The following is a 24,697-nucleotide window of genomic DNA, read 5'->3' on the forward strand; positions in this document are numbered from 1 at the left end:
TTAGCCCTTTTATTGCTTTTAAGTTTTTATATAATTGTACTAAAATAATAACCTTATGGATATTCAGGCACTAACTGGTTTTTTAAAAAAACTTAGCAATAACAACAACAAAGAATGGTTTGATTTGCATAAAAAGGAGTACGATAAGCTACGTGCTGATTGGATTGAGATGGCCAGTAAAGTAATTAAACAAACGGCTGTTTTCGATGCAGGCATTGGGGATTTAGATCCTAAAAAATGTATTTTCAGAATTAACCGTGATGTACGTTTTTCGGCCAATAAAGCACCTTATAAAAACAATTTTGGAATGAGCTTAAGCAAAGGCGGCAAAGCGTCTGACTTTTGCGGTTACTATGTTCATATTCAATCAGGCGAAGCTTTTATTGCTGGAGGCTCTTACCAACCTATGCCTGATAAGTTAGCTGCCATCCGACAAGAAATCGACTACAATTTTGAGGAATTTAAAAGTATTGTAGAGCACAAAGACTTTATAAAACATTTTGGTGCACTTTCTGGCGACAAATTACAACGTCCGCCTAAAGGTTATGATGCTGAAAATCCTGCTATTGAATACATTAAACACAAAGGTTTTTTAGCGTATGCAAAAATTGACGATAAAAATTTAACCGAAAAAGAATTACTAAAACATTGTCAAAGCCTGTTTAAGGCTATGAAACCACTCAATGACTTTTTAAACAGAGCTATTTTGGCCTAAGCTAAAAACCTTATTTTTTTGCATATCAATTAAATTGATTTAGCTTCGCGCCAGTTTTATTGCTATGCAAATACAATTATTAAAATCAAAAATACATCGCGTAAAAGTTACGCAAACCGAGTTACACTATGTAGGTAGCATTACCATTGACGAAGATTTAATGGATGCCGCCAATATGATAGAAAACGAAAAAGTTCAGGTAGTGAACGTAAACAACGGAGAAAGACTTGAAACTTACATCATTAAAGGCGAAAGAGGTTCCGGAGTTATATGCCTAAATGGCCCTGCTGCACGTAAAGCGGCTGTTGGCGACCCTGTTATTGTTATATCATACTGCATTATGGATTTTGAGGAGGCAAAAAAATATACTCCTATTGCTATTTATACCGACAACAACAACAAACTAAACTAGTTTGAATACTAGCCTTAAAAAAATAATTCAATATGCAATAATCATTGCCGTTGGCGGTGGTTTTATGTATTATGTTTTTAAAAACCAAGACTGGGCAGAACTTTGGTCAAAAATAAGTTCGGCTAATTTGCTTTGGTTGGGTATTGGTATGTCGGTTTCCGTTTTTAGCCATTGGCTAAGGGCTTACAGAGCTATATTGATGTACGATGCCATGAATTACAAAATAAAAACCGACAATAGTTTTTATGCAGTAATAATTGGTTACATGATGAATTATTTTATTCCCCGTGCCGGAGAAGTGGCTCGTTGTGCTTCCCTTAACAAATCAGATAATTTACCCATTGAAAAATCGTTGGGCAGTGTAATTACCGAGCGTTTATTCGATTTACTGATTATGGTATTTCTATTAGCCCTCGTATTTTTTATTCAGTTTGATTTAATATGGGGTTTTATTCAAAAAACCATTGCCACTAACCAAACAGCCAGTACTGGCACATTGCCACTTAAATGGATTGTTTTAGGTTTATTGGTTGCAACAAGTGCTTTTATTTATTTGCTGCGTCATAAAATAAAATCTTTAGCTATTTACAATAAAATAGCCTCATTACTCAAAGGTTTTATGGATGGTTTACTCAGTATAAAAAACGTAAAACAACCTGTTTTATTTGTATTCCTTTCATTTGGTATTTGGGCTTGTTACATATTAATGATGTACTGCTGCTTTTTTGCATTAGTAAGCACTTCTTCTTTGAGTTTTACAGCCTGCTTAACGGTATTTGCCATTGGAACCATTGGTGTTGCTTTACCTGCTCCGGGAGCAGGAGCCGGCACTTACCATTATTTTATTTCGCAAAGCCTATTATTATTTGGCGTTGCTGAAGCCGATGGCGTTGCTTATGCCACCATGGTACATGGCGCACAAATGATACTGATAATTGTATTAGGACTTTTAAGTAGCTTAATTTTGTTGCTAAAGAAAAAAGCACAATAACTTTGTATAATTTTAATTTCTACCCTAACAATGACACATATTAAAGCCATTCACGATAAAATACATACTTGGGAAAGTCTTGCCGAACAAGTTAAACAATGGCAACAGGAAGGGAAAAAAGTAGTTTTTAGCAATGGCTGTTTTGATTTACTGCACAAAGGCCATGTTGATTATTTAAACCATGCGGCTGATTTGGGTGATGTATTGGTAATGGGTTTGAATACAGATGCATCGGTAAGTGAATTAAAAGGACCTCACCGCCCCATTCAAGACGAGCAATCGCGTTTATTGATTATGGCAGCTTTACAATGTGTAAGCGCGGTAACACTATTTGCAGAAGAAACCCCTTACGATTTAATAAAACTGGTACAACCTGACGTATTGGTTAAAGGAAGTGATTACAAACCGGAAGACATAGTTGGCTACGATATAGTTACCGCTAAAGGTGGCGAAGTAAAAACCGTTCCTTTTCTACCGGGCTTTTCAACCAGCGGTATCGAAAAAAAAATAAAGTTATCTTAAAGGTGAAAATTTATTGAATAGAATCGCTCAGCCCGCTTCCACCATTCAAAATATCTATCTTATTTTTCATAAAAGCATCTTTGGCTTTAATGGCCTGGCTCAATGAATCTGTTTTAAACATTAGCTCTTCCAAGTTGCGTTTACTGTCAGAATCGCTATAACCGGGTACCAACTCGCGAAAAGGTGTGGTAAAAACTAAAAAAATTATTATTACTGTAAATAACACTACAAAAGAACTCAACCCAACGAAAACGTTCATGGGAGTAAGCTTAAACGAAAACTTCTCTTCAAACGTTTCGTCATTAATTATTACTAAACGTAAGGGTAATTTTAACTTACGTAAAAACTTTTGTCGTTTTGATTCCAAATTAGCCGATAATGATTAAAATTGTAAACTCAGATTTTCGTCAAAAATATAAATTTAGATTGCTTTTGAACTATTTTAATAATAGATATTTTTATAAAACTACAAGTGCCTTATGTATAGCTATGGTATTGTTTTTTTCATGTAATCCTACTCGGGACAGATGGATTAACCGAAAATGGCACAGCATGACGGGGCATTTCAATATTTATTTTAATGGTGAACAAAAGCTAAATGATGCCATTAGCAGCTTGAAAGCAGGTCATGTTAACGACTTTAATAAAGTATTGGATGTTTTTCCTTATGGTGATGAAGCTGCGGCTAAAGGGGTAAGCAATGTGCTGGACGAGGCCATGAAAAAGTTTTCGGGCGCCATACAATTACACCAAGTTGGCTCTTATACTGATGAAGCCTGGTTTGCCATAGCTAAAACCCATTTTTTTAAACGCGATTTTTATGCAAGCCAAGAAGCTTTGCAATTTATGATTAGCAAATACCCCGCTGAATATAAAAACATTTCGACTGCGTGGTTAGCCAAAACCTATATAGGCTTAAAGAAAACACCTGAAGCGGAAGCTGTTATTGGCTTGGTGCTTTCCAATAAAAATATCCAGAAAGAAGATATAGCTGAAATATATGCTACTGCTGCCGATGTAAATATTAGATTAGAGAAATACAAATCGGCCATTGAAAATTTAAACAAAGTTTTAAATGAAGGTAAAGTAGATAAGGAAACTAAAATACGATACCGTTACATATTGGGCCAGTTGTATATTATAGCTGATGATAAAAAAAATGCACTGGTTAATTTCAATAAAGTAATTGGTTTAGTACCTGCTTACGATTTTGCCTTTAATGCTACTATTAATATTACAAAACTATACGATGTAAATGATAAGACGGCTGTAAACAAAGTAAGACGCAACTTGCGCAGAATGGCCAATGACGATAAAAATATTGATTACCTTGATCAAATTTATTTTGAGTTAGGCAAATTAGAATTATCGCAAAAAAATAACGATGCAGCTATTGCTGCTTTCAAAAAATCAACTTTCAAAAGCACCAAAAATAAAGAGCAAAAAACCAAATCGTATTACGAATTGGCTAAGCTGTATTTTGATTTAAAAAATTATAAAAATGCTAAATTGTATTACGACTCTACTGCTGCTTTAATTAGCAAAACAGATAAACAATACAATACCATTACAAGCACCAAAGCGGTATTAAGTGAGTTGATTAATAATATTACTGTTTATGAAACAGAAGATAGTTTACAAAAGCTAAGCACGCTGAGTAAAGCTGATTTAAATAAAAAAGTAACCGATTGGATAAGCAATTATAACAAACAAAGAGAACTGGCTGCCAAAGAGGCTAAAAAGAATAAATCAATTGAGTTAAGCAATCAGGCCAATCAGAATAATATAGCAAATCCAAGTACACCGGGTATTGGCGATGCTGCAAACCAATGGTACTTTTACAATACGGCTTTATTAACCAATGGCTCCGCTGAGTTTTTTAGCAATAAAAAATGGGGTCAGCGTATTAATGAAGACTTTTGGAGAATAGCTTCAAAAGAGAAAAACAATAAAGTAACTCCGGATGCAGGCAAAGACAGTAGCGATGAGAAAAAATTAAGTCCGGAGGAACAAAAGAACAAAGACAACCAACAAAAAGACATAGCGGATAAAGAAGAAAACAAACCTGTTGTTAAATTTTTTGGCGACTCGTTAAAAGATGCGTGGATACGAAATGTTCCATTCACCAAACAGGCGCTTGAAAACTCCAACTTAAATTTAATGGAGGCGTTGCATAACCTAGGCTTGATTTATTACAGTAAAATAAAAAATTATAAAGAAGCCATCGGTTACTTTAATATGTTGGAAAGTAAATTCCCTAAAAGTGATTATGAGCCTGAAGCATGGTATTATTTGCATAAGTCGCATGAGGAGTTGAAAGAAAAAAACAATGCTAAAGTTTATAAGGACGATTTGTTAAAACAATATCCTGATAATCCATACTCGTTACTATTACAAGGTAAGTCGGCCAATACAGTAGCTACTGACCAAAATAAAGACTTAGTAGCCTTATACGATCAAACGTTTGAAGCTTATAAAGCCGAACAATATGAAACCGTAAAAAAACTAAAAGCCGAAGCTGATAAAAAATATCCTGGTAATAATTTTAGGCCTAAGTTTGAGTATATAAACGCATTGGCTATTGGAAAAACTGAAAAAGTAGAAAACTTTAAACAGGCATTAACTAATATAACAACCGAGTTTGCTAAAACCGATGTGGCTGACCAAGCCAAAGAGATACTTGATATTTTAAACCGATCACAAAAACGCAATGAAATAATAGGTAAAGATTCAACGCTGGCGGAGTTCAGGGTTGAAATGGAACCGGATGCCCCGCATTATTATATCATGGCTATTAAAAACGAAAAAGCCAATTTTACCGAATACGTAGAAGCTATTTCAACCTATAATGATGCTTTTGCATCGCTTGATAATTTAAGGGTAAATGCCATAATGAGTAATGAAGGTTACCAGATTTTAATGGTAAGAGAATTCAGCACTCAGAAAAAAGCAGAAGATTATTATAAAGGTATTACAGCCAATAATGTTGTAACAGCCCGTTTAAAAGTAAAAGAACCTTATATTGACTTTATTATATCGACCAATAATTATAAAAAAATATTGCGCGATAAAGAGATTGAAAAGTACAATACATTTTATAAAAAAGCACAGCTAAAACAGACCCCATGAGTTTTCTACAATCAATTTTCGACAAAAATGCAATGAAGTATATCAAATGGCTTTGGATAGGCGCATTTGGAGGTATCGCTATTTTTGCTTTATTGGTTAGCATATTATGGTTTGACTGGGTACCCGCTACCTACAAACTACCTCCTTTGGAAGAGCTGGAAAACCCAAAAACTTTATTGGCCAGTGAAGTATATAGCAGCGATGGTGTAATGCTTGGCAAATACTATTTACAAAACAGGAGTAATGCCAGCTTTGAAGACTTAAGTCCTCAATTGGTGAATGCTTTAATTGCTACTGAAGATATTCGTTTTTTTAAGCATAGTGGTATTGACAACAACCGCTTATTTACCATTATTATTTATAATTTAATTGGCAAACGCCAGGGTGGTAGTACCATAACCCAACAGCTAGCCAAAAACTTATTTCCCCGCAAACGATTTAAACATTTTCACCAAAAGGTACTAACCAAGCTACAAGAATGGATTACCGCCATTCGTATTGAACAACGTTATACCAAAGAAGAAATTTTAACCATGTATTTTAATACGGTTGAGTTTGGGGGCAATGCTTTTGGTATACGCAGTGCGGCAAAAGTATTTTTCGGGAAATCGCCTAAAGACTTAAATGCTCCCGAAGCGGCTATGTTGGTAGGTATGTTAAAAGGTATTACCAAATTTAATCCCAATAAAAACCCGGCCAATGCTTTAAACAGACGCAATACTGTATTGAATCAAATGCTGAAAAGTAATTTTATATCAGCAGCCGATGCAGCCAAATTTAAAAAGGAAGAAATAAAACTGAACTATCAGGAAGATGACCACAATGAAGGTTTAGCTACTTATTTCAGGGAGCATTTGCGCTTGGAACTGATGGAATGGGCGGAAGAAAATGGATTTAACTTATACAAAGACGGGTTGAAAATTTATACCACCATTAATGCTAAAATGCAAGCACAAGCTGAAACAGCCGCACAAGAACATTTAAAAGTAATGCAGGCTAAATTTTATAAGCATTGGAAAGGCCGTGACCCTTGGGGTGTACATAAGGAATTATTAATAACTGCCATGAAACGCAGTGACCGTTATAGAATTTGTAAGCTGCAAAACTTAAGCGACAGCGAAATAGAAAAACAATTTAGCACACCTGTAAAAATGAGCGTTTATACTTACGAACGCGGTGTAATTGATACCACCATGACTCCTATGGACAGCATTAAGTATTATAAATATTTTATGCAATGTGGTTTGTTAAGTATGGACCCACAAACAGGGCAAATAAAAGCCTGGGTTGGCGGACATAATTATAAGTATTTTAAATACGACCACGTAAACCAAAATTCGAAACGCCAGGTAGGTTCAACTTTTAAACCTTTCGTTTATACTTTGGCTATTGATAACGGTGTTTCACCTTGTACTATTTACCCGAATAAACCTGTGCAGTTTGAAGGTTATCCTGACTACAAACCAGGCAATGCTGACGAAGCTTATACCACAGCTGAAATGACCATGTACCGTGGTTTACAGTTTTCAGTAAACTTAATTGCTTTAAATGTTTTAAAAAGCTTAGGCCCAAATGCCATTAAACAGGTAATAAACATTGCTAAAAAAATGGGTGTAGAAAGTAATATGGGCCCCTACCCGGCTACAGCATTGGGAACGGCTGATATTTCTGTTTTTGAAATGACCGGAGCCTTTAGCACTTTTGCCAATAAAGGTGTTTGGATAAAGCCACAATATTTACTGAAAATAGCCGATAAAAATGGTAATGTTATTTTTGAACAACGCCCTGAAAGCAGAGAAGCATTAAGCGAGCAAACCAGTTACGTAATGTGTAAAATGTTAGAGAAAGTTACCATGCATGGTACTGCTGCTAAAATAAAATACCAATACGGAATAAAAGGTGCAGTGGGTGGCAAAACAGGTACTACTCAAAACTATAGCGATGGCTGGTTTATTGGTATTACACCAACACTTACAACCGGTATATGGACAGGGTTTGAAGAACGTGCTATTCATTTCCGTTCTATGGATTTAGGTAGTGGCTCAGCTATGGCAATGCCTATATTTGGTAATTACATGAAAGCATTACAAGCACAAAAATTAGTAAATGTGGTGGAGTATTGGGAAAAGCCCAAAGCTGATTTAACCATTGAATTGGACTGCGATGCTTACCAGCCTGACAACAAAACAAGCGATCCTTTTACAGAAGAATAAAGCAGTAGGTTTTGTACAACTACTTTGGTGTGCAACACATTTTTACTGTTTGTGTTTCATTATCTATATGAGGACTTAAATAGGGTATACCTAAGTTCATTCCTCTTGCAATAAAAACCAAGGCTATAATAATGGCAAATACAGGTGTTAAAGCACTTGCTTTGTGCCTTATGCTTGGCTTAACTATTTGGCCAAGCATGGATATACTAAACATAATAGGGAAAGTACCCAGTCCAAATAAAACCATAAACAAGGCTCCATAAAAAACAGATTGTGTAGCCAGTGATGCTATTAAAGCTACATACACAAAACCACAAGGCAATATGCCATTGAGTGCACCAATTAAAAAAAAGGAAAATAAATGTTTACTCCTGAATAATTTTCCATACCATTTATTGCCCCAAAAATTAAACTCCAGCTTGCTTAATATTTTTGGAAGAAACAATTTCATTAACGTTACAACCAAAATTAACACACCGGCCAAAATACTGATGGACTGCTGCCATCCGGCTATTTTTAAACCAAAGCCTAATGAACCTATAATGGCTCCCAACACTGCATAAGTAAAAATTCTGCCTAAGTTATAGGTTAAGCGTGAAACGAATAAATGGCCTGTTGTACTGCTATGTTTGGGTAAAGCAAAAGCAATGGGCCCACACATACCTGCACAATGCATACTACCTACCAAGCCTGTTACAAATGCCGTTAAAAACAATAATTCCATATCCGGTTATATATGTAAATGTTCTTCTAAATAATGGATTCCTTGTTCATCATTCCATATTATTTTAGCTGTCCAATTGCCTTTTGCAAAATCAATTAAACCAACGGAGCAAGCATGCTCTTGGTTGTTCAAATCAATTGCTATCCGTTTGTCAAAAGATTTATTGGCCAGGCAATAAAATTGAATATATGCATTACTGATTTTTTTAAGTTGTGTGTTTTTAATATGTAAGACTTGAGTATTTTGGTTGTTATTTAACCATATAACTGTCACCTCTAACAAACTATCTGCTCCCTTATTGGCATCAATAGTAGTTTGGTAAGCTTCACCTTTTTCATAGTAATCATTCTCAACCAATACCACATCCTCATTTATCATTTTTACAGTCATTGTTATAATAAAAGCCATAAATAGTGCAGCTGCTACAACTAGTTTTGTTCCCCAATTCAGTTTCATGTTATTACTTTGTTTTATACTAATTAACCGGTGCTAAAAAATTCGATTTCATTTGCTCAATAATTTCACCATTGATTTTTACATTAATAAGCACTTCGTTTTGATTACTTGATATGAGTTTAGGATCTATCTCTATAAAAAAACTAGTCTTAGCTAATTCATCTTTAGGTATATTTATTTTATTACGGTCAATTAAAATAATTTTCCCTCCTATGGGCTTAATTAATTCTAACTCTATTGGTACCGCATTAAATGTTTTATTCACAACTTCTATATTGTAAAGATTACTTATATTACCATTAGTCTGTGTTTGGTATAACATACCAGCCGTTCTGTTCAGTGTAGTTTCTATTTCTTTCCTGCTTGCTACCAAATAAATTAATAGTCCAAATAATACAATCAATACTGATGAGTAACCCACATTTCGTAAGGTAAATTTAAAGGTTTCATTTTTATCAATCCCATTTTTTGAATTAAAGCCAATCAACCTTTTTGGTTTATTTATTTTTACCATTACCTCATCGCAGGCATCAATACAAGCTGTACAGTTAATGCATTCCAGTTGTGTACCATTCCTTATATCAATGCCCGTAGGACAAACCTGCACACATAATTTACAATCAATACAATCGCCTTTAAGAGTTGTTTCTGCTTGTTTTTTTACCGCCTTACCTCTTGGTTCCCCTCTTAAATAATTATAGGCCACTACAATAGAATGTTGGTCTAACATTAAACCTTGTAAGCGGCCATATGGACAAATAATTACACAAACTATTTCGCGTAAAAAGGCAAAAACAAAATAGAAAACTGTTGAAAATACTAATAAAGAAATAAGCTTACCTAAGTGAGCTATTGGACCTTCTATGATTAACAATTTCATTTCATCAATACCTATAATGTATGAAAGGAATGTATTGGCTATTAAAAATGACAACAAATAAAACACCACATGCTTAGCTGTTTTCCTTACTATTTTATTAGTTGTCCAGGTTTGTGCAGCTAACTTTTTTTGCTGGTTAAAATCGCCTTCAATTAAATACTCAACCTTACGAAAAAGCATTTCCATAAAAATGGTTTGAGGGCAGGCCCACCCGCACCATACCCTGCCAAACAATACCGTAAATACAATAATAAAAAGAATAAAAGTAAGCATGAGTAAAGCAAACAGGTTTAAATCCTGTGGCCAGAAAGGCATACCGAAAATAATAAACTTGCGCTCTAAAATATTAAATAACAACATGGGGTGTCCATGCATTTTAATAAAAGGGCTTACAAAAAACAGCGCATATAAAAACCATGCAAAAAGCGTTCTGTAGAGGTATAAACCACCTTTAGGCTTTCTTGGAAAGATCCAAAGGCGTTTACCCTCCTTATTTACATTTGACAAGCTATCCCTGTAATGGGCCTCATCTAATGCCGTAGCCGCTTCAACTTCCTGCATGATTTTAAAATTATTGTAACGCGGTTATTAAACTATCCTTTGCAATTACAGCTTGTGTTGAATCAGATTTTGTCGATTCCATTTTAGTACCTTGTGGTGCTAATGCACCCGGAGGGTTTGTACCTTGCAGTGTGGTAATATAACTTGTGAGTTCAGCCATTTGCAATCCATTTAACGACTTTTCCCAAGCTATCATACCCTTACCTGTTACACCATATTTAATGGTTTTAAAAATATTGTTTACTTCGCCTCCGTGTAACCAGTATTCATCGGTTAAGTTAGGCCCTACCTTACCTTCACCGGCAGCACCATGGCAAACAGCACACTTAGCTATAAACATTTCTTTTCCTTCATTAATTTGCTTGCTATCAGCCAATAGTTTAACATTATTCTCATCTATAGTATTGCCCACTTTTTTCAGGTATTCAACCTTGGCTATTTCTGCATCAGCTAACTGTTGCTCATACTCTGCCATTTGCAATTGACCATAACCCAAAAAGTGATACCAAAAGGCATAAATGATAGCAAAAACAATAGTGCTATAAAACATAAAGTTAAACCAGGGTGGTGTAGGATTATCTAACTCAACAATACCATCAAAACTTTCGTCCAGCATTAATTCTTTCTCATGTTTTAATGAGTGCAATGAAAATAATTTTTCAACGGTTGTTCTTTCTTCTAATGCTACCACAACAGGTTTATTAATATTCCTGACTGCTTTTAACATAATGTATGTTAAGCCTAATATAATCAGCACCAAAAGACTAATTAAAATGGCCATCACTTTTAAATACAGCATGTCAAAATCACCAAAGTTAAATGCAGACTCTGATGCCATTACTGAACCTGATAACATAACTATACTCGCGGCTACAAATATTTTTGCTTTCATTTTTCTATTGATTAAATATTAAACTTTATTGAAGTGGTTTATTACGCATTTCTTCTATGTAGCTCTTTTTAGCTTTAAACAACCAAATAGTAACCAATACAAAAAACGAGGTAAACACTAGCAGAGAAAACATTTGATAAATATTAACTCCACTTATTTCATGTAATAAATTGCGAAACATATTTTTAATTATTTAGTGGTTGTATTACTTAATTTAATATCGGTACCTAAGCGTTGTAAATAGGCTATAATAGCAATCAACTCTTTATCACTTTCCAGTTTTATTTTTTCAACAGCTAAGTTTTCACTTATTTGTTTTGCCTGATTTTGTAAATCAGCTACAGCCTGGTTTTCATAACCTTTTTCATAAGGCACGCCTAATGTGCGCATGGCATTAATTTTATCTTTGGTATTTGAAATATCCAACACTTGTTCAGCCAACCAAGGGTATGCTGGCATAATAGAACCGGGCGACATTAAACGAGGGTCAATCATATGATGATAATGCCAACTATTAGGATACTTACCACCTTCGCGTAATAAATCAGGACCGGTACGTTTTGAACCCCATAAAAATGGATGATCATATACATATTCACCAGCTTTTGCATATTCACCATAACGTTCTGTTTCACTTCTAAACGGACGAACCATTTGTGAATGACAACCTACACAACCTTCGCGTATGTACAAATCGCGACCCTGCAACTCAAGCGGAGTATAAGGTTTAACACTGGTTATAGTTGGTATATTTGATTTAATTAAAAAGGTTGGCATCATTTCCACCAGACCACCAATAGCAACCACCACAATAGCCAATACCATAAAAGTAATAGGTTTGCGTTCTAATGCTTTATGCCAATAAGAGGCATGTCCAACCGGTTGATAATTGCTTTCCAAAGCCGGGGCTTCTGCATTTTCATTGGCTACCAGTTTACCTGAAGCCATAGTTTTAACAAGGTTATAAACCATTACTAAGGTTCCTGCTAAATAAAGAGTGCCACCAATAGAACGAAATATATGTAATGATCGAATTTGTTTAGTCGTATCTATAAACTCATATTTTAATTGCCCTGCTTCTGTGAACTCTTTCCACATTAAACCTTGTGTAAATCCGCTCCAATACATAGGCACTGCATAAAATAATATACCTAATGTACCAATCCAAAAATGAAAATTTGCTAATTTACCAGAGTATATTTTGGTATTATATATTCTGGGAATTAACCAATATAAAATACCAAAAGTCATAAATCCATTCCAGCCTAAAGCTCCAACATGTACATGGGCTACTATCCAATCAGTAAAATGTGCAATAGCATTTACGTTTTTAAGCGATAACAGAGGCCCTTCAAACGTAGCCATACCGTATGCTGTAATAGCTACAGCAAAAAACTTTAAAACAGGTTCATCACGAACTTTATCCCAGGCACCTCTTAATGTCAACAATCCATTAATCATACCTCCCCACGAAGGAGCAATAAGCATAATAGAAAAAACAACACCTAATGACTGAGCCCAGTCGGGCAAAGAAGTATAAAGTAAATGATGGGGCCCTGCCCAGATATATAAAAATATTAAACTCCAAAAATGCAGGATAGACAATTTATAAGAGTAAACAGGTCTGTTAACTGCTTTAGGCAAATAATAATACATCAATCCTAAAAATGGAGTGGTTAAGAAAAAAGCCACTGCATTATGTCCGTACCACCACTGTACCAACGCATCTTGCACACCGGCATACCACGAATAGCTTTTAAATAGTGAAATAGGTAATTCAAATGAATTAACAATATGTAATACTGCTACAGTAACAAATGTGGCTATATAAAACCAAATGGCTACGTACATATGGCGCTCCCTGCGTTTAAAAATGGTACCAAACATGTTCCAGCCAAACACAACCCAAATTAAAGTAATAGCAATATCAATAGGCCACTCTAACTCTGCATACTCTTTTGATGTGGTAAGACCTAAAGGTAAAGTAAGTGCAGCAGCCACAATAATGGCCTGCCATCCCCAAAAGTGTATGCGACTTAAAACATCGCTAAACATTCTGGCTTTACATAAACGCTGTAACGAGTAATACACACCCATGAAAATAGCATTACCTACAAAAGCAAAAATGATAGCATTGGTGTGTAATGGTCTGATGCGACCAAATGAGGTATACTGATTGCCAAGATTAGCTGCCGGCTCGTATAGTTGAATAGCAACGAGCAAACCTACAATCATTCCTACAACTCCCCATAACATGGTAGCTATGGCAAAGTTTTTTACGATTCGGTTATCGTATTGAAATTTTTCTATTTGCATAAGGTGAGTATATTATTTACTCAACAAACCTACTATGCCTTTATACTATATAATATGACCAACTACAAACAATAGTGTGACATATTATATTATAAATACTGATGCATGTCATTATTACGAAGCAAAATTATTGAATGTCTTGTTCAGTTTTTGTTCCATCTTCAAAAAGCATGCGAACAGAAGGAGTATAATCATCATCAATCTGACCACTTTTCACCATCCATATAAAAGCTATTAAAAAACCAACAGCTAATACAAAACTACATCCTATTAAAATCAACATTATTTTCATGGCTTCTGGTTGCTTTATTGTTTATTCATTTTCCTTGCTAATATATAAGTAGCACAAGTGGTAAAACCTATTACTGTAAAGGAGCTTATAGGCATTAGTATAGCAGCAATTACAGGAGACAATGTGCCACTTACTGCATACGACAAACCAATAATATTATAGCTTAATGAAAGTATAAAACTTACATAAATAACTTTCATGGTGTTTCTGCAATACGTTAAATAGGAAGGCAAGTATTCAAATTGACTGGCATCCATAATTACATCGCTTGATGGAGAAAAGCTGGAAGTATCCTCACTTAAACTAATACCAACAGCAGCCGCCTTTAAAGCACCCGCATCATTTAATCCGTCACCAACCATCATCACCTTTTTATTATTATCCTGCAAACTATTTACAAATAACAATTTGTCGGATGGGCTTTGTTTAAATAATAATTGAGCCTGATCAGGAAACACCGTTTGCAGGTAAGCTTTCTCACTTTCATTATCGCCAGATAAAACACTTAGTGAAAATATATTGGCAAGCTTATCAATTACGTTTTTTAAACCGGTTCGGTATATATGATTAATTTTAAACCGCCCTTTCAACTCTTCATTTATTTTCACATAAATAAAAGTATTCAATACACTTTCATCTGTTGTGGTAATGTTTAAAAACTTAGCTGAGCCTAATTTAATTTCATTTCCTGCTACATCAGCCTGTATACCTTTTCCTATATACTCATTAAATACATTTAACGACATACTTGTATTAACCTGCAAATACGATACAATACGTTTACTTAAAGGATGTATGGAGTTTTGAGCAACTGCCACTATCAACTCCTTATCCAAATCACTTAACTCACTTCCTTCAAATACTATTTGCGACTCATTGCTTTGTGTAATGGTACCGGTTTTATCAAATACTATGGTATCTATATTGGCAATATGTTCTACCACACCTGCCGATTTCAAATAAAATTTTTGCCTGCCTAAATTACGCATGGCATTACCCAATGCAAAAGGGCTTGATAAAGCCAATGCACATGGGCATGCAATAATGAGTACAGAAGTAAAAGCATGAATTACTTTATGACTATCAAAAACCATCCAAAACAAAGCTGAAGAAACAGCTACTGCTAGTAAAACAACAGTGAAATACTTACTCACCCTGGTTTGAAAAGTTTCTACTTTACTATTAACTGCTTTGGAAAATATATCGTTATTCCATAATTGTGTTAAATAACTTTGTTCCGTTAACTTACATACCTCCAACTCCAAATTACCGCTGGTTTGTTTACCTCCTGCATAAATTATTTCACCCAATTCTTTTTTAACAGGTTCTTTCTCGCCCGAAACAAAGCTAAAATCTATATTAGCCTGTCCTTTTAGTAATATACTATCAGCAGGAATTATCTCATTGTTTCTAATTAATATTCTATCGCCTACTTTCAATTTATTAATGGCAACTGAAGCAGTAGCGCCATTGCTAATTGTCATAACTGATATGGGAAAGTATGATTGGTAATCGCGCTCAAAGGAAAGCGACTCGTATGTTTTTTGTTGAAACCATTTACCTATGAGTAAGAAGAAAACCAAACCGGCTAAAGTATCGCAATAACCTAAGCCTGTATGACTCAATATTTCATAAAAATTGCGTACAAACAAAACCACTAAACCAATGGCCAAGGGTACATCTATGGTAATTAATTTTTTACGTAATCCTTTGTAAGCTGCTATTAAATAATCTTGCCCACTGAAAGCAAAAACCGGTATGGATAATGCCAGGTTAATATAACCAAATGCAGCCGACAAATAGTTCTTAGTGGTCATATCCAGTCCAAAATACTCCGGAAAACTAATGAGCATAATATTACCAAAACAAAAACCAGCCACTCCAATTTGAAACAAAAGTTTTCTATTGGTATGATTGCGTTTCTTGTCCTTCATATCGTGCATACTTAAGGTGGGTTCATAACCTATACTGGCTAATAAAGTAACCAACTCTCGCAATGTTATTTTATGTGGATCGTATACAACGCTGGCTGTTTGTTTTAAAAAATTAACCCTTACAGCCACCACTCCAGCATGTATTTTATATAAATTCTCAAGCAAATAAATACAACTGCTGCAATGAATAGTAGGAATAGTAAATTGGAGTCTAGCTATTTTATCGTCTTTATAGTCAATCAACTTTGACTGTACTTGGTTATCGTCCAAGTAGGCAAATTTATTTTGCTGCAAACTTTTTAAAGACTTACCAGGTGTTGTTTCAATGGTATAATAATCCATTAAATTATTTTCCGACAAAAGCCTGAATACATTTTTACAACCTATACAACAAAAGCTTTTATCAGCGAATGAGATTATCCCGTCCTTACAATCATCGCCACAGTGGCAACAAGTTGTTTTAGCTTTTTCCGATTTTAATTCACCCATGTCAATCTATTATTAAGCCATAAAAACACTATTGCCTTCCTTTAAAAAGTACGATTCCTTGTCTTTCATTAAATCGTAAATAATATCCTCTTTATTATGGCCGGCTACCAGCAAAAAATGATGGTACGTATTTAACAACATCAATAAATCATGTTGAAATGCCTCTAGGTATATACGACTAATAGAAAAATGTAAACAATACGATTTAATATAAGCAATTAAATACCGCTCTTCATCCAAAGCTTGATTAGTGGCTTTAATAATTAAATGTACGGAGGCCTGCTTTATTTGCGCTCCCATTAAATAAACAAATAGTTTAATGGTTTGAAATGAATCTAACGACCCATCAAATAACAAAACAACATGCTCAATTATTAACTCCTTTGAAGGAATCAATAGTATAGGGCATTGGCAAGTGGTAAGCAATTGATAAATGTTATCAGCCCCCTCTTTGCTATCCAAATTTTTTGTTATTATTTCTTTCCCAATAATTAAGGTATCGCTGTATTTTGATTCCACCACAAAAGAGGTTGCCAGTAAATTGGCTTTTTCAAAAAACACATCAATTTTAAGCGACAGTAACTTACATTTTCTAATTACTCGCTCTATTGTTTCTTGGCTATTAAGTGGGTTATTGTGCAATATTTTTGAAATCAATTCATCATATTCATATTGCGATACTTCATTTACACTATTATTAAACAAGTTACCAATATCATGATGACTGATTCCATCAACAAAAACACCCGTTGAAGAGGTAATGGTACCAGCATTAAACATGCTCTTACTTTGCTCTATTAAAGCTTCAGTATTATCATTATCATCTAATAATATCAGTAAATTTTGGGCCATAGCATCTTTGGTAATACAATACACTTTATGTTGTACCAAAGGTATTCTTATGAATACCGCAACCCTATGACTTGACTCAATGTAAAAACTGATGATTAGGGTATTTATAACTGACAAGTGTCAGCAAACCATCATTTAACAATAAGCTATAAACAGAAAGAGTGACAAGGAAACTATTGCGCAGGTTCTTCTGCGGCAGTTCCTTTATCGGTGCGTTTAGTGCCTAAATACATTTGGTATTGGTGAAACTTACACTCCAACGGACCATTGTAAACCAGTAAGCGTTGCGATGTTTTTAAACGGATACTTTTCATGGCTTCCTGGTTTGATGAAAGTACCCATGCCTGCCAACCGTTAAAATCTTTCTTAAATTTATCGCCAATCATTTTATAAAACTCACCTGCTTCTTCCAATGAAAGTCTTTCCCCGTAAGGTGGGTTAATAACCAAAGTACCTTTATCAGCAGGCACTTTTGCATATTCAAAAGGCACTTTATCCAATCTTATTACATCACTTAAACCTGCGTTTTTTATATTTTCTCTGGCTATTTCAAGTGTGGTGCCTGATATATCCGAACCATAAATTTTCAGGTTCCTATCATGTACTATATTCGCTTTGGCTTCTTGTTTTATGCTTTGCCATAGCTGATGGTCGTAATCTAACCACGATTGAAAACCAAAACGTTTACGTAAATAATTAGCCGGAATATTTTTAGCTAACATAGCTGCTTCAATCACTATAGTTCCACTACCACACATGCCATCCATAAAAGGCTCTTTTAAATCCCAACCGCTCATTTTTACAATAGCTGCTGCGGTTACTTCATTTAAAGGCGCTCTGTTGGTTTCTTCCCTATACCCTCTTTTATGTAATGAATCGTTACTCGCATCTAATGAAAGGGTGACATCATCTTTAAAAATATGTATGTTTAAACGTAAATCCGGATTAATAATATCTACATCAGGTCTTCTGTTAAATTTTTCTCTGAACTGATCTACAATAGCATCCTTTGTTTTTAAGGCAATGTACTGCGAGTGGTTAAAAAAGTCGGAGCGTAAAAGCCCGTCAATAGCTAAAGAGCCATCAACATTCATAAATGTGGACCAATCAATTTTACCAACCGCATCGTATAGCTGTTTATCATTACGGGCTTTAAACTGGTAAAAAGGAACCAATATTTTTAAAGCTAAACGGGCATATAAATTTGCTTTGTACAATAAGGCCTTATCGCCTTCAAAGCTTACCGCTCTTTTTAAACGTTGTGTATTTTGTGCGCCTAATTGTTGTAGTTCTTTTTCTAAAAGAGGCTCTAAACCCTGTTGGGTTTTGGCAATCATTTTAAATTGCCCTTCTGTAATATTTTTCAAAACTTATTTGTATTTGCTTTACACATTGGTCATTACCAAATTAACAACCATGCATTTATGAGGGCGCAATATAACTATTTAAACAGGAAGCCCTATTCAATTATTTTTTGCATTAGTAAAACCCATCAGAAAATAGGTGGCGTGAGTACTTTCATTACCGGTAACAAAAGCCATCAAATACAGTACTATTTTAATTGCCGTGCTCGGCTAACCACTTTATGCAAATGCATGTAACAAAAAGCAGGAAAGACAAAACAAGCATTCTAGGGTTAGTGTAACTGGGTCTATATTTTTTAGCTTCCATCTGTCTATGATTTTATGGTTAACTCAAAAATAAGTTTTCGGTGCTTATATTTTCAGCAAATTGAAAAAACAGGAAAAAAGTGGGGTTTTTACTACTAATTTCCTTTAACTACATCTTAATAACTAGAGGGCTGACTACGAAAAAAGAGCATACTTATTACAAATGTACTCTGCTGACAAATAGTGATTCTCGGCCATCAGTCAATTATTAATATTTGATGCCATTGTTTACAAATATTGCCAAAGTTAATACCTGCATTTGCAGGACTTGTGCTTGGTAAAGCAATATATTTAATGCCACTTTTTTTATCAAAATACTTATTGAAAAGTGCCTGAGATTTTGCTCCATTAAAACCGATAACTTTTAAATGCTGGTGGCCATCTATAAAGCTATCCAAATCATTTGGTTCTTCGTCTTTAATTGCACTATCAAGACTACCTTTTCTATTTGCTTTATGGGCTACATCCCAAACACCAATTTTATTTTTTAGTAGCAGTTCTTTTTTATCAGCATAAGTAAGAGGCAAATCGTTGTTGGTAATTGTCGAAATAATTTTCCAAAATCGGTTTCTTGGGTGTCCATAATACTCATTAAGTTCAATTGATTTGTCGCCAGGTATTGACCCTAAAATCAAAAAGGTAGTATCAGCGTTAGCAATTGGACCGAACGACATTTTAGTATGTACCTCATCAGCTTTTGATACTTGTTTTACCCCCTTCGATTTTTCTGTTGGCATTGATTTTACTTTAGTTAAGGGTTGCCCAATTAAAGAAACTGCTGAACCATTACAACTGAAAATATTTGTATAATTTCTTGTCCTGCCATGAATTTGAAATGCTTGAATTGGAGAGCCGTCCTTTTTTTGATACCATCCATTTTTATTCAACTCATCAGCAATTTGAAGAGTCGTCATTGAATGTTTCGTTTGCTGTAAAAGTTTTTCTATTGCCTCGTGAAGCGTCATTTGTTTTTTATTATGCGTAGTATGTTTAGTTAAGCTTTTCAAGTTCTTGTTTCAGTTCCGCTAATGTCGTTTCCTTAAAAGCTAAATTTTCTAAGGGTTTGTCTGCAATAGTCAGTTTTTGAAATGCCGTCTGAAATTTTCCATCTGCGTTTTTAATAGCTACAATTGTAACTTGTCTGCCAACTGGAACTTTTGAAAAAACATGCTTGCCGTCAACCAGTTTTGCCATTAGTACACCGTCAATGTCAGTAAACACCATTTTTATTTTAGTGTCGGTGACTGTCGGTGATTGCACAATATAATCAATCAACTTTTCTGAGTCTAAAAAACGGTCACAATTTATCCAGCCTAATTTCGCTACGCTAAAAATATAATATTCAAGTTCTGCGTTGTCAATATTTTTAATTGGTTTCTTTTCAAAACATGAATATTTGTTGTCAAATGACCTCAAATATTCTTCTCTCGATTTGTATAGAGGAACAATATTTCCACCTTGGATGAAAAGCAGCCCACTTCTTTCAACGATTTCACCTTTTTTGTTCTTTCCTGGTTCCAATTGAGGAAGATTTTTTAAAAATTGAATGATTTCTTTTCTAGTCGACTGGGTAACCTTTGAATTTACACGTGGATTTTTTATAAATCCTTCTTTCGTAATAGACATTTCACATTCAATGCCGTAGTCATTCCATGAATTCAGGGTAGGGTATACCGTTTTATTCAGGTTTGATTCAATTTCTTTTTTTGTCTCATTGGAAAAATTATAGGCATTTAAATATAAATCTAATGGATTCCAGTAATAACCAGTATCAATCTGCTTTTTAGGGATAAAGTCATATGAAGTAGAGTCGTCCCACGGGTGGTGCCAAGCATACGAACCAATCTCAAGCGTTCTTTTTACAAGGTTGACCGTATCAATATCCCAATTAGTTACCGAAGAATCAGTTGCACTTTTATCTGCGAAAAATAGATTCATTTGCTTATAACTGTCTTGGGGCTTCGGAAAATGCACCACAATTCTTTTGTCTCCCTTTATTTCAATTTCTTGTCCTTTTGATGTAGCGGTAATCTTCAACATTCCTCCAGTCTCAAGAAGTTTCCCATCTGATTCAGTCGAAAGATCAGCAAGTATTATATCAGATTTTTGATAAAATTCTTTAATCTTTATTTTTATTGAATCCGTCACAGGAGTTCCGTCTGCAAATTGAAATGTGCCTTTTTCTATAAATACGCGAGTTCCTTGCTCTCCGAAGATTGTAGTATCTAATGACGCAGATATTGTAAATTCAACAGTCGGAAAATTAATTTTGCCAGAAGTTGCTTTGTCAGAACTGCAACTCGCAATAAGAGTTGCCAAAAGTCCGATGATTGTTATTCTAAAAAGTTGTAGTCTCATTTTTTTATATTACCCATAACGGTTTTTCAGATTTGCGATGGATGGAATTTTTACCACAAATATTTATGCGGAGCACTGAACCGCCACTTTTGCCAAACCCGTGTTGGCGGTAGTATTTATTTCCATTCACTGTTGTTTTTGTCATACTTTCTTCGCTTTCCGAAAAGCATATTCGCTTCTAATTCATAGTCATTGTCACGTGTCTTATAGTTAATTTGGTTAGCAAAATAGCGTTCTATGAAATTAAGCTCTAATTTTTCATTGATTGATTTAATGTCAGTCGGGAAAGTTGTATTTAGCTTTTGGAACTCTTCAATTTTAATTGTCACTTGTTCAGCCACGTCTTCTGTTATGCTGTCGTATATCTTGATTGTTCCTAAACACAAAACCATATTAATAAATCCAAGCCAAGTTGCAATGCCTGCATACTTTCTAAGAGTTGAATTGTCGGGTCTCCAACGTGCAGTTAGAGCCGAAACTCCCATTACTATCATAATTGTCATAAATGCTGCAAAACTTGATAGTGTTAAAAGTATAAGCAATACTGATATAAAAACGTAGATAATAACTTTCTGTAAATCTGTTGCAGAGAAATTGGTTTTATTGATTTTAAATGTCTTAATAAGTTTTCTTCGTTCTTCTAAACTTGCTTTGCTTACTTTATTTATAAAATTGGTCAGTTCAATTTCGTCAATATTTATTTGTCCTAAATGTAAATTGAGATTTTGTGCTCCTACAAAATCATTGATTTTTGTAGCCCATTTATATGGTTTTTTCTTGAAAACAAAAGTGTCGTCTGTTACTACTGAAATAAATTTTTGACCGTGAATGTCTATCGGATAGGCTTCAACAATTTGTTCCCATCTTACTTCGTCTTGATTTGTTGTCCTGTCCCAAATGCCGTTTTCTGTGATTACAATCTGTGGTCTTTTGTCGAACGTCTGGAAAAGTCCAACTGGAATTCCAAGCCCAAAAAAACAAGTGCCAACCCATCCCATAATATATTCAGTGGTTCCATAAGGATTGTCAGTTATCATCCATAGTCCAATTGCAACAAACGGTAAACACATACCGATAATTTTCAGTCCTTTTGTTGTAGTCTTGTATAGTTTAAATTCTGTCATTAACTATTTCTATGTCTTTACGGTCGGGTCTGTTAATATTACCGCCAACGTTTTGCAACTACAAGAAGTTGGCGATTTCGGAGACGAAAACTGTCTGCCAGCATTGCACTTGATACGAAGCACAAAGCTTCATGTAACCACAGAACCGCCAATTTCTTGTAGGTGCTGTTATGCGTTCGTCTTTATTCTGGAAGTCTAATAAAACTCGTATTTAAATAAATATTGACTCCCTTCACTCTTTTTGATTTTCCATATTAGTCCGTTTTCATAATGTGTGTAATAATTTTCAAATTTGCTCGCATTTAAATGTTCATAACCCAACCCCAAATTGTCGCTTTTGCCATAGAAGCTAAATGAATATGTGCTTAACCCAATTTCGTTAACTTTCCGAAACTTCTGGTAAAATAGCGTTCCCTCTGGGTCAATTTGACCTATTCCACAATACTCTCGATAGTCCGTTTGTTCCCCAAATTCATTGTATTCATAATAATATAATGTATCTGATATAACAACATTTTCGCTTGCTGAATTACTTCCTTTGATACAACTTAAATTACCTATTTCATCTCTGTCAATTGAAGAATTACATTGGCACTCTGAGGGATAAACTTTGAATATTTGTTTCCTCTTAAGAATACCCTTGGTATCGTATTCATAGGTTGTCCGCAAATAACAAGTCCTAAGATTATTAAAAAAAGTCTTTACTTCAATTAAACGATTATTCTTATCATAAATATTCTCATATCGGGTTTCCCTGTTTTCACCTATGACTTTATTGCGGCTGTTATTTTTGCTAATATCTCCGCTATTAAATGTAATCCTATAGGTTATTTGGTTCCGTTTGTCATATGCAAATGAATCGTCAATGAAAATTACTGAAGTAGGGTCGGTTTTCTGTCGGATAATATTTCCTGATTTGTCAAGAGTATTGTAAACTATCCATGAACAAGATGGCGATTTATTAATAATATTTTTCTTTGGAATCAATTCAACATAAACACTCCCGTCAGACCGCTTATCATTTTCTATAATTGAATCTATTTTAGGAGGAAAAACAGAACAATAGGAATTAGATGTTAACTGTCCTTTTGAATTATATGTCATAGTTTCAACCTGATATTGGTGATTTCTTATTTTGTCGAAATCTTTTAAGTGAATTTCATGATACTGCAATCCATAATTGCGGGTCTCGGTCAGCAAGTCTTGCCTAAAGATATATTCCTTAATTTCTGTTATATATCCTTCTTCGTCTATCTTATATTCAAATTTCAAATGCCCGGATGAATCGAAGATATATTGTGTCCAGGTATGATATTCATCCGACAAACTACCTAATCGGTGCAGCACTAAATGTCCGAACTTATCAAATTTATCAACTTTAAATAGTGTAGTATCGGGTTTAGGAGATTCGACTTTTTCAATTTTCCATATGGATAATTCTTTTATTGCATATTTTGAGATAATTCGCTGCGGAATTTCAAAATCATTTTCACTTTGTGCAAATGAAGTCAAAGTAAAACTTAGTGCAAACAGAAAGGATACAATATTTTTCATTAGGTCTTTTATTACAAAATCTTGTTTAAGCTGACGCATAACGTTTCGCGGCCTTGCGCTGTTGCCCACTGCGTAACGATTAATTGTCACGCTAAGATAAAAATAAAAGCGAAACGCAATGCTCAAATTTAGCGAGTTAACAGCAATAGCGCTAGACCGTTGTAAGCAGTAGCCATTATTTTTTCCATTCCACAATTTCATAACTTTTAACTACGCTATCTATCGCTAGTTCTATTTTTAAATGTTTTGAGTAAGTTGGATCAATGTCAAATCCATAATCTATTTCAATGTTATATGTCATTGTGTTATACTCTTCATCAGAATAATTTTCTGGCAAACCCAATAGTTCTATTAATTCTTTATATTTAATTCCTTTTAACTTATGATTTTCGATTAAATCATTGAGCATACTTTTTCTCTTTGGATAACTTCCTAAATCACCTTTTTCATTCCAACCAATTTTGTCAAACTTAGATTTTTCACACGATACTAATAAAATGCAAGTTGATAAAAAGATAAGTTTCAATTTCATTGTTTCTATTTTTATGCGAAGTTGAGGAATGTTTACTACTAACGGTTTGCGGCTTGGCGTAGTGGGGGCTTTTCAGCACTA

At 34.5% G+C, this 24,697-nt stretch carries 22 protein-coding genes; 6 read left to right on the forward strand and 16 right to left on the reverse strand.

From position 1 onward, the window contains the following. Positions 1 to 55: 55 nt before the first annotated feature. From V4538_00515 to rfaE2, 4 genes are all read left to right on the forward strand, one after another. Positions 56 to 715, forward strand: a complete 660-nt coding sequence (locus V4538_00515) for a DUF2461 domain-containing protein (protein MES2379491.1) — start codon at positions 56 to 58, stop codon at positions 713 to 715. A 64-nt stretch (positions 716 to 779) separates the two neighbouring features. Beyond that, complete coding sequence (gene panD / locus V4538_00520; protein MES2379492.1) at positions 780 to 1,127, forward strand: aspartate 1-decarboxylase; 348 nt, start codon at positions 780 to 782, stop codon at positions 1,125 to 1,127. A gap of 1 nt (position 1,128) precedes the next feature. Continuing rightward, positions 1,129 to 2,118, forward strand: coding sequence for a lysylphosphatidylglycerol synthase transmembrane domain-containing protein (locus tag V4538_00525; GenBank protein MES2379493.1), 990 nt, complete (start codon positions 1,129 to 1,131; stop codon positions 2,116 to 2,118). Between the two features lie 30 nt (positions 2,119 to 2,148). Then, positions 2,149 to 2,640 (forward strand): D-glycero-beta-D-manno-heptose 1-phosphate adenylyltransferase, encoded by a 492-nt coding sequence (gene rfaE2 / locus V4538_00530; protein MES2379494.1) that lies wholly within the window; start codon positions 2,149 to 2,151, stop codon positions 2,638 to 2,640. Between the two features lie 10 nt (positions 2,641 to 2,650). On the opposite strand, the gene V4538_00535 is transcribed toward rfaE2, so the two are convergent. Beyond that, positions 2,651 to 3,007: a hypothetical protein gene (locus V4538_00535; protein MES2379495.1), complete on the reverse strand. Its 357-nt coding sequence runs from the start codon at positions 3,005 to 3,007 to the stop codon at positions 2,651 to 2,653. Between the two features lie 122 nt (positions 3,008 to 3,129). Between V4538_00535 and V4538_00540 the strand changes: the two genes are divergently transcribed. Then, positions 3,130 to 5,769 carry a tetratricopeptide repeat protein gene (locus V4538_00540; GenBank protein ID MES2379496.1) on the forward strand — a complete coding sequence of 880 codons (2,640 nt, stop codon included), beginning with the start codon at positions 3,130 to 3,132 and terminating at the stop codon, positions 5,767 to 5,769. Positions 5,770 to 5,801: 32 nt separating this feature from the next. Next, positions 5,802 to 7,982, forward strand: coding sequence for a transglycosylase domain-containing protein (locus tag V4538_00545; GenBank protein ID MES2379497.1), 2,181 nt, complete (start codon positions 5,802 to 5,804; stop codon positions 7,980 to 7,982). Between the two features lie 19 nt (positions 7,983 to 8,001). Here V4538_00545 and V4538_00550 read toward each other — a convergent pair whose 3' ends face one another. The 15 genes from V4538_00550 to V4538_00620 all read right to left on the reverse strand — a co-directional run bounded on the left by V4538_00550 (position 8,002) and on the right by V4538_00620 (position 24,616). Next, positions 8,002 to 8,706: a sulfite exporter TauE/SafE family protein gene (locus V4538_00550; protein ID MES2379498.1), complete on the reverse strand. Its 705-nt coding sequence runs from the start codon at positions 8,704 to 8,706 to the stop codon at positions 8,002 to 8,004. Between the two features lie 6 nt (positions 8,707 to 8,712). Next, entirely contained in the window at positions 8,713 to 9,162 is a 450-nt protein-coding gene (locus tag V4538_00555; GenBank protein ID MES2379499.1) for a FixH family protein, read from the reverse strand. A gap of 19 nt (positions 9,163 to 9,181) precedes the next feature. Further along, positions 9,182 to 10,603 (reverse strand): cytochrome c oxidase accessory protein CcoG, encoded by a 1,422-nt coding sequence (gene ccoG, locus V4538_00560; protein MES2379500.1) that lies wholly within the window; start codon positions 10,601 to 10,603, stop codon positions 9,182 to 9,184. A 10-nt stretch (positions 10,604 to 10,613) separates the two neighbouring features. Next, entirely contained in the window at positions 10,614 to 11,495 is an 882-nt protein-coding gene (locus tag V4538_00565; GenBank protein ID MES2379501.1) for a cbb3-type cytochrome c oxidase N-terminal domain-containing protein, read from the reverse strand. A 25-nt stretch (positions 11,496 to 11,520) separates the two neighbouring features. Continuing rightward, positions 11,521 to 11,676, reverse strand: coding sequence for a CcoQ/FixQ family Cbb3-type cytochrome c oxidase assembly chaperone (locus V4538_00570; protein MES2379502.1), 156 nt, complete (start codon positions 11,674 to 11,676; stop codon positions 11,521 to 11,523). 8 nt (positions 11,677 to 11,684) lie between these two features. After that, positions 11,685 to 13,811, reverse strand: a complete 2,127-nt coding sequence (gene ccoN, locus V4538_00575) for a cytochrome-c oxidase, cbb3-type subunit I (GenBank protein ID MES2379503.1) — start codon at positions 13,809 to 13,811, stop codon at positions 11,685 to 11,687. A 127-nt stretch (positions 13,812 to 13,938) separates the two neighbouring features. Further along, on the reverse strand, positions 13,939 to 14,103 hold the full coding sequence (gene ccoS, locus V4538_00580) for a cbb3-type cytochrome oxidase assembly protein CcoS (GenBank protein ID MES2379504.1): 165 nt from the start codon (positions 14,101 to 14,103) through the stop codon (positions 13,939 to 13,941). A gap of 14 nt (positions 14,104 to 14,117) precedes the next feature. After that, a complete protein-coding gene (locus V4538_00585; GenBank protein MES2379505.1) occupies positions 14,118 to 16,526 on the reverse strand; it encodes a heavy metal translocating P-type ATPase metal-binding domain-containing protein in 2,409 nt (802 codons plus the stop codon). A gap of 12 nt (positions 16,527 to 16,538) precedes the next feature. Continuing rightward, positions 16,539 to 17,417, reverse strand: a complete 879-nt coding sequence (locus V4538_00590) for a hypothetical protein (protein MES2379506.1) — start codon at positions 17,415 to 17,417, stop codon at positions 16,539 to 16,541. Positions 17,418 to 17,551: 134 nt separating this feature from the next. After that, positions 17,552 to 18,745 carry a THUMP domain-containing protein gene (locus tag V4538_00595; protein ID MES2379507.1) on the reverse strand — a complete coding sequence of 398 codons (1,194 nt, stop codon included), beginning with the start codon at positions 18,743 to 18,745 and terminating at the stop codon, positions 17,552 to 17,554. Positions 18,746 to 19,245: 500 nt separating this feature from the next. Then, positions 19,246 to 19,962 carry a DNA-deoxyinosine glycosylase gene (locus tag V4538_00600; protein ID MES2379508.1) on the reverse strand — a complete coding sequence of 239 codons (717 nt, stop codon included), beginning with the start codon at positions 19,960 to 19,962 and terminating at the stop codon, positions 19,246 to 19,248. Between the two features lie 76 nt (positions 19,963 to 20,038). Then, positions 20,039 to 21,406: a hypothetical protein gene (locus tag V4538_00605; protein ID MES2379509.1), complete on the reverse strand. Its 1,368-nt coding sequence runs from the start codon at positions 21,404 to 21,406 to the stop codon at positions 20,039 to 20,041. A gap of 116 nt (positions 21,407 to 21,522) precedes the next feature. Next, a complete protein-coding gene (locus tag V4538_00610) occupies positions 21,523 to 22,530 on the reverse strand; it encodes an STM3941 family protein (GenBank protein ID MES2379510.1) in 1,008 nt (335 codons plus the stop codon). Positions 22,531 to 22,725: 195 nt separating this feature from the next. Continuing rightward, positions 22,726 to 24,285 carry a hypothetical protein gene (locus V4538_00615; protein ID MES2379511.1) on the reverse strand — a complete coding sequence of 520 codons (1,560 nt, stop codon included), beginning with the start codon at positions 24,283 to 24,285 and terminating at the stop codon, positions 22,726 to 22,728. After that, positions 24,260 to 24,616, reverse strand: coding sequence for a hypothetical protein (locus V4538_00620; GenBank protein MES2379512.1), 357 nt, complete (start codon positions 24,614 to 24,616; stop codon positions 24,260 to 24,262). Before V4538_00620 ends, V4538_00615 begins: the two co-directional genes overlap by 26 nt. Between the last annotated feature and the right edge of the window lie 81 nt (positions 24,617 to 24,697).

This window comes from Bacteroidota bacterium, assembly GCA_040388375.1.
Classification (GTDB): domain Bacteria; phylum Bacteroidota; class Bacteroidia; order UKL13-3; family UKL13-3; genus JAAFJM01.

Bases quoted from the DNA above. Each gene is read 5' to 3' on its own strand.
- V4538_00550 (MES2379498.1), bottom strand. From the start codon at position 8,706: ATGGAATTATTGTTTTTAACGGCATTTGTAACAGGCTTGGTAGGTAGT.
- V4538_00570 (MES2379502.1), bottom strand. From the start codon at position 11,676: ATGTTTCGCAATTTATTACATGAAATAAGTGGAGTTAATATTTATCAA.
- V4538_00555 (MES2379499.1), bottom strand. From the start codon at position 9,162: ATGAAACTGAATTGGGGAACAAAACTAGTTGTAGCAGCTGCACTATTT.
- V4538_00515 (MES2379491.1), top strand. From the start codon at position 56: ATGGATATTCAGGCACTAACTGGTTTTTTAAAAAAACTTAGCAATAAC.
- V4538_00585 (MES2379505.1), bottom strand. From the start codon at position 16,526: ATGGGTGAATTAAAATCGGAAAAAGCTAAAACAACTTGTTGCCACTGT.
- V4538_00600 (MES2379508.1), bottom strand. From the start codon at position 19,962: ATGACGACTCTTCAAATTGCTGATGAGTTGAATAAAAATGGATGGTAT.
- V4538_00615 (MES2379511.1), bottom strand. From the start codon at position 24,285: ATGAAATTGTGGAATGGAAAAAATAATGGCTACTGCTTACAACGGTCT.
- panD (MES2379492.1), top strand. From the start codon at position 780: ATGCAAATACAATTATTAAAATCAAAAATACATCGCGTAAAAGTTACG.
- V4538_00620 (MES2379512.1), bottom strand. From the start codon at position 24,616: ATGAAATTGAAACTTATCTTTTTATCAACTTGCATTTTATTAGTATCG.
- rfaE2 (MES2379494.1), top strand. From the start codon at position 2,149: ATGACACATATTAAAGCCATTCACGATAAAATACATACTTGGGAAAGT.
- V4538_00540 (MES2379496.1), top strand. From the start codon at position 3,130: ATGGTATTGTTTTTTTCATGTAATCCTACTCGGGACAGATGGATTAAC.
- V4538_00565 (MES2379501.1), bottom strand. From the start codon at position 11,495: ATGAAAGCAAAAATATTTGTAGCCGCGAGTATAGTTATGTTATCAGGT.
- V4538_00610 (MES2379510.1), bottom strand. From the start codon at position 22,530: ATGACAGAATTTAAACTATACAAGACTACAACAAAAGGACTGAAAATT.
- V4538_00545 (MES2379497.1), top strand. From the start codon at position 5,802: ATGAAGTATATCAAATGGCTTTGGATAGGCGCATTTGGAGGTATCGCT.
- ccoN (MES2379503.1), bottom strand. From the start codon at position 13,811: ATGCAAATAGAAAAATTTCAATACGATAACCGAATCGTAAAAAACTTT.
- ccoS (MES2379504.1), bottom strand. From the start codon at position 14,103: ATGAAAATAATGTTGATTTTAATAGGATGTAGTTTTGTATTAGCTGTT.
- ccoG (MES2379500.1), bottom strand. From the start codon at position 10,603: ATGCAGGAAGTTGAAGCGGCTACGGCATTAGATGAGGCCCATTACAGG.
- V4538_00605 (MES2379509.1), bottom strand. From the start codon at position 21,406: ATGAGACTACAACTTTTTAGAATAACAATCATCGGACTTTTGGCAACT.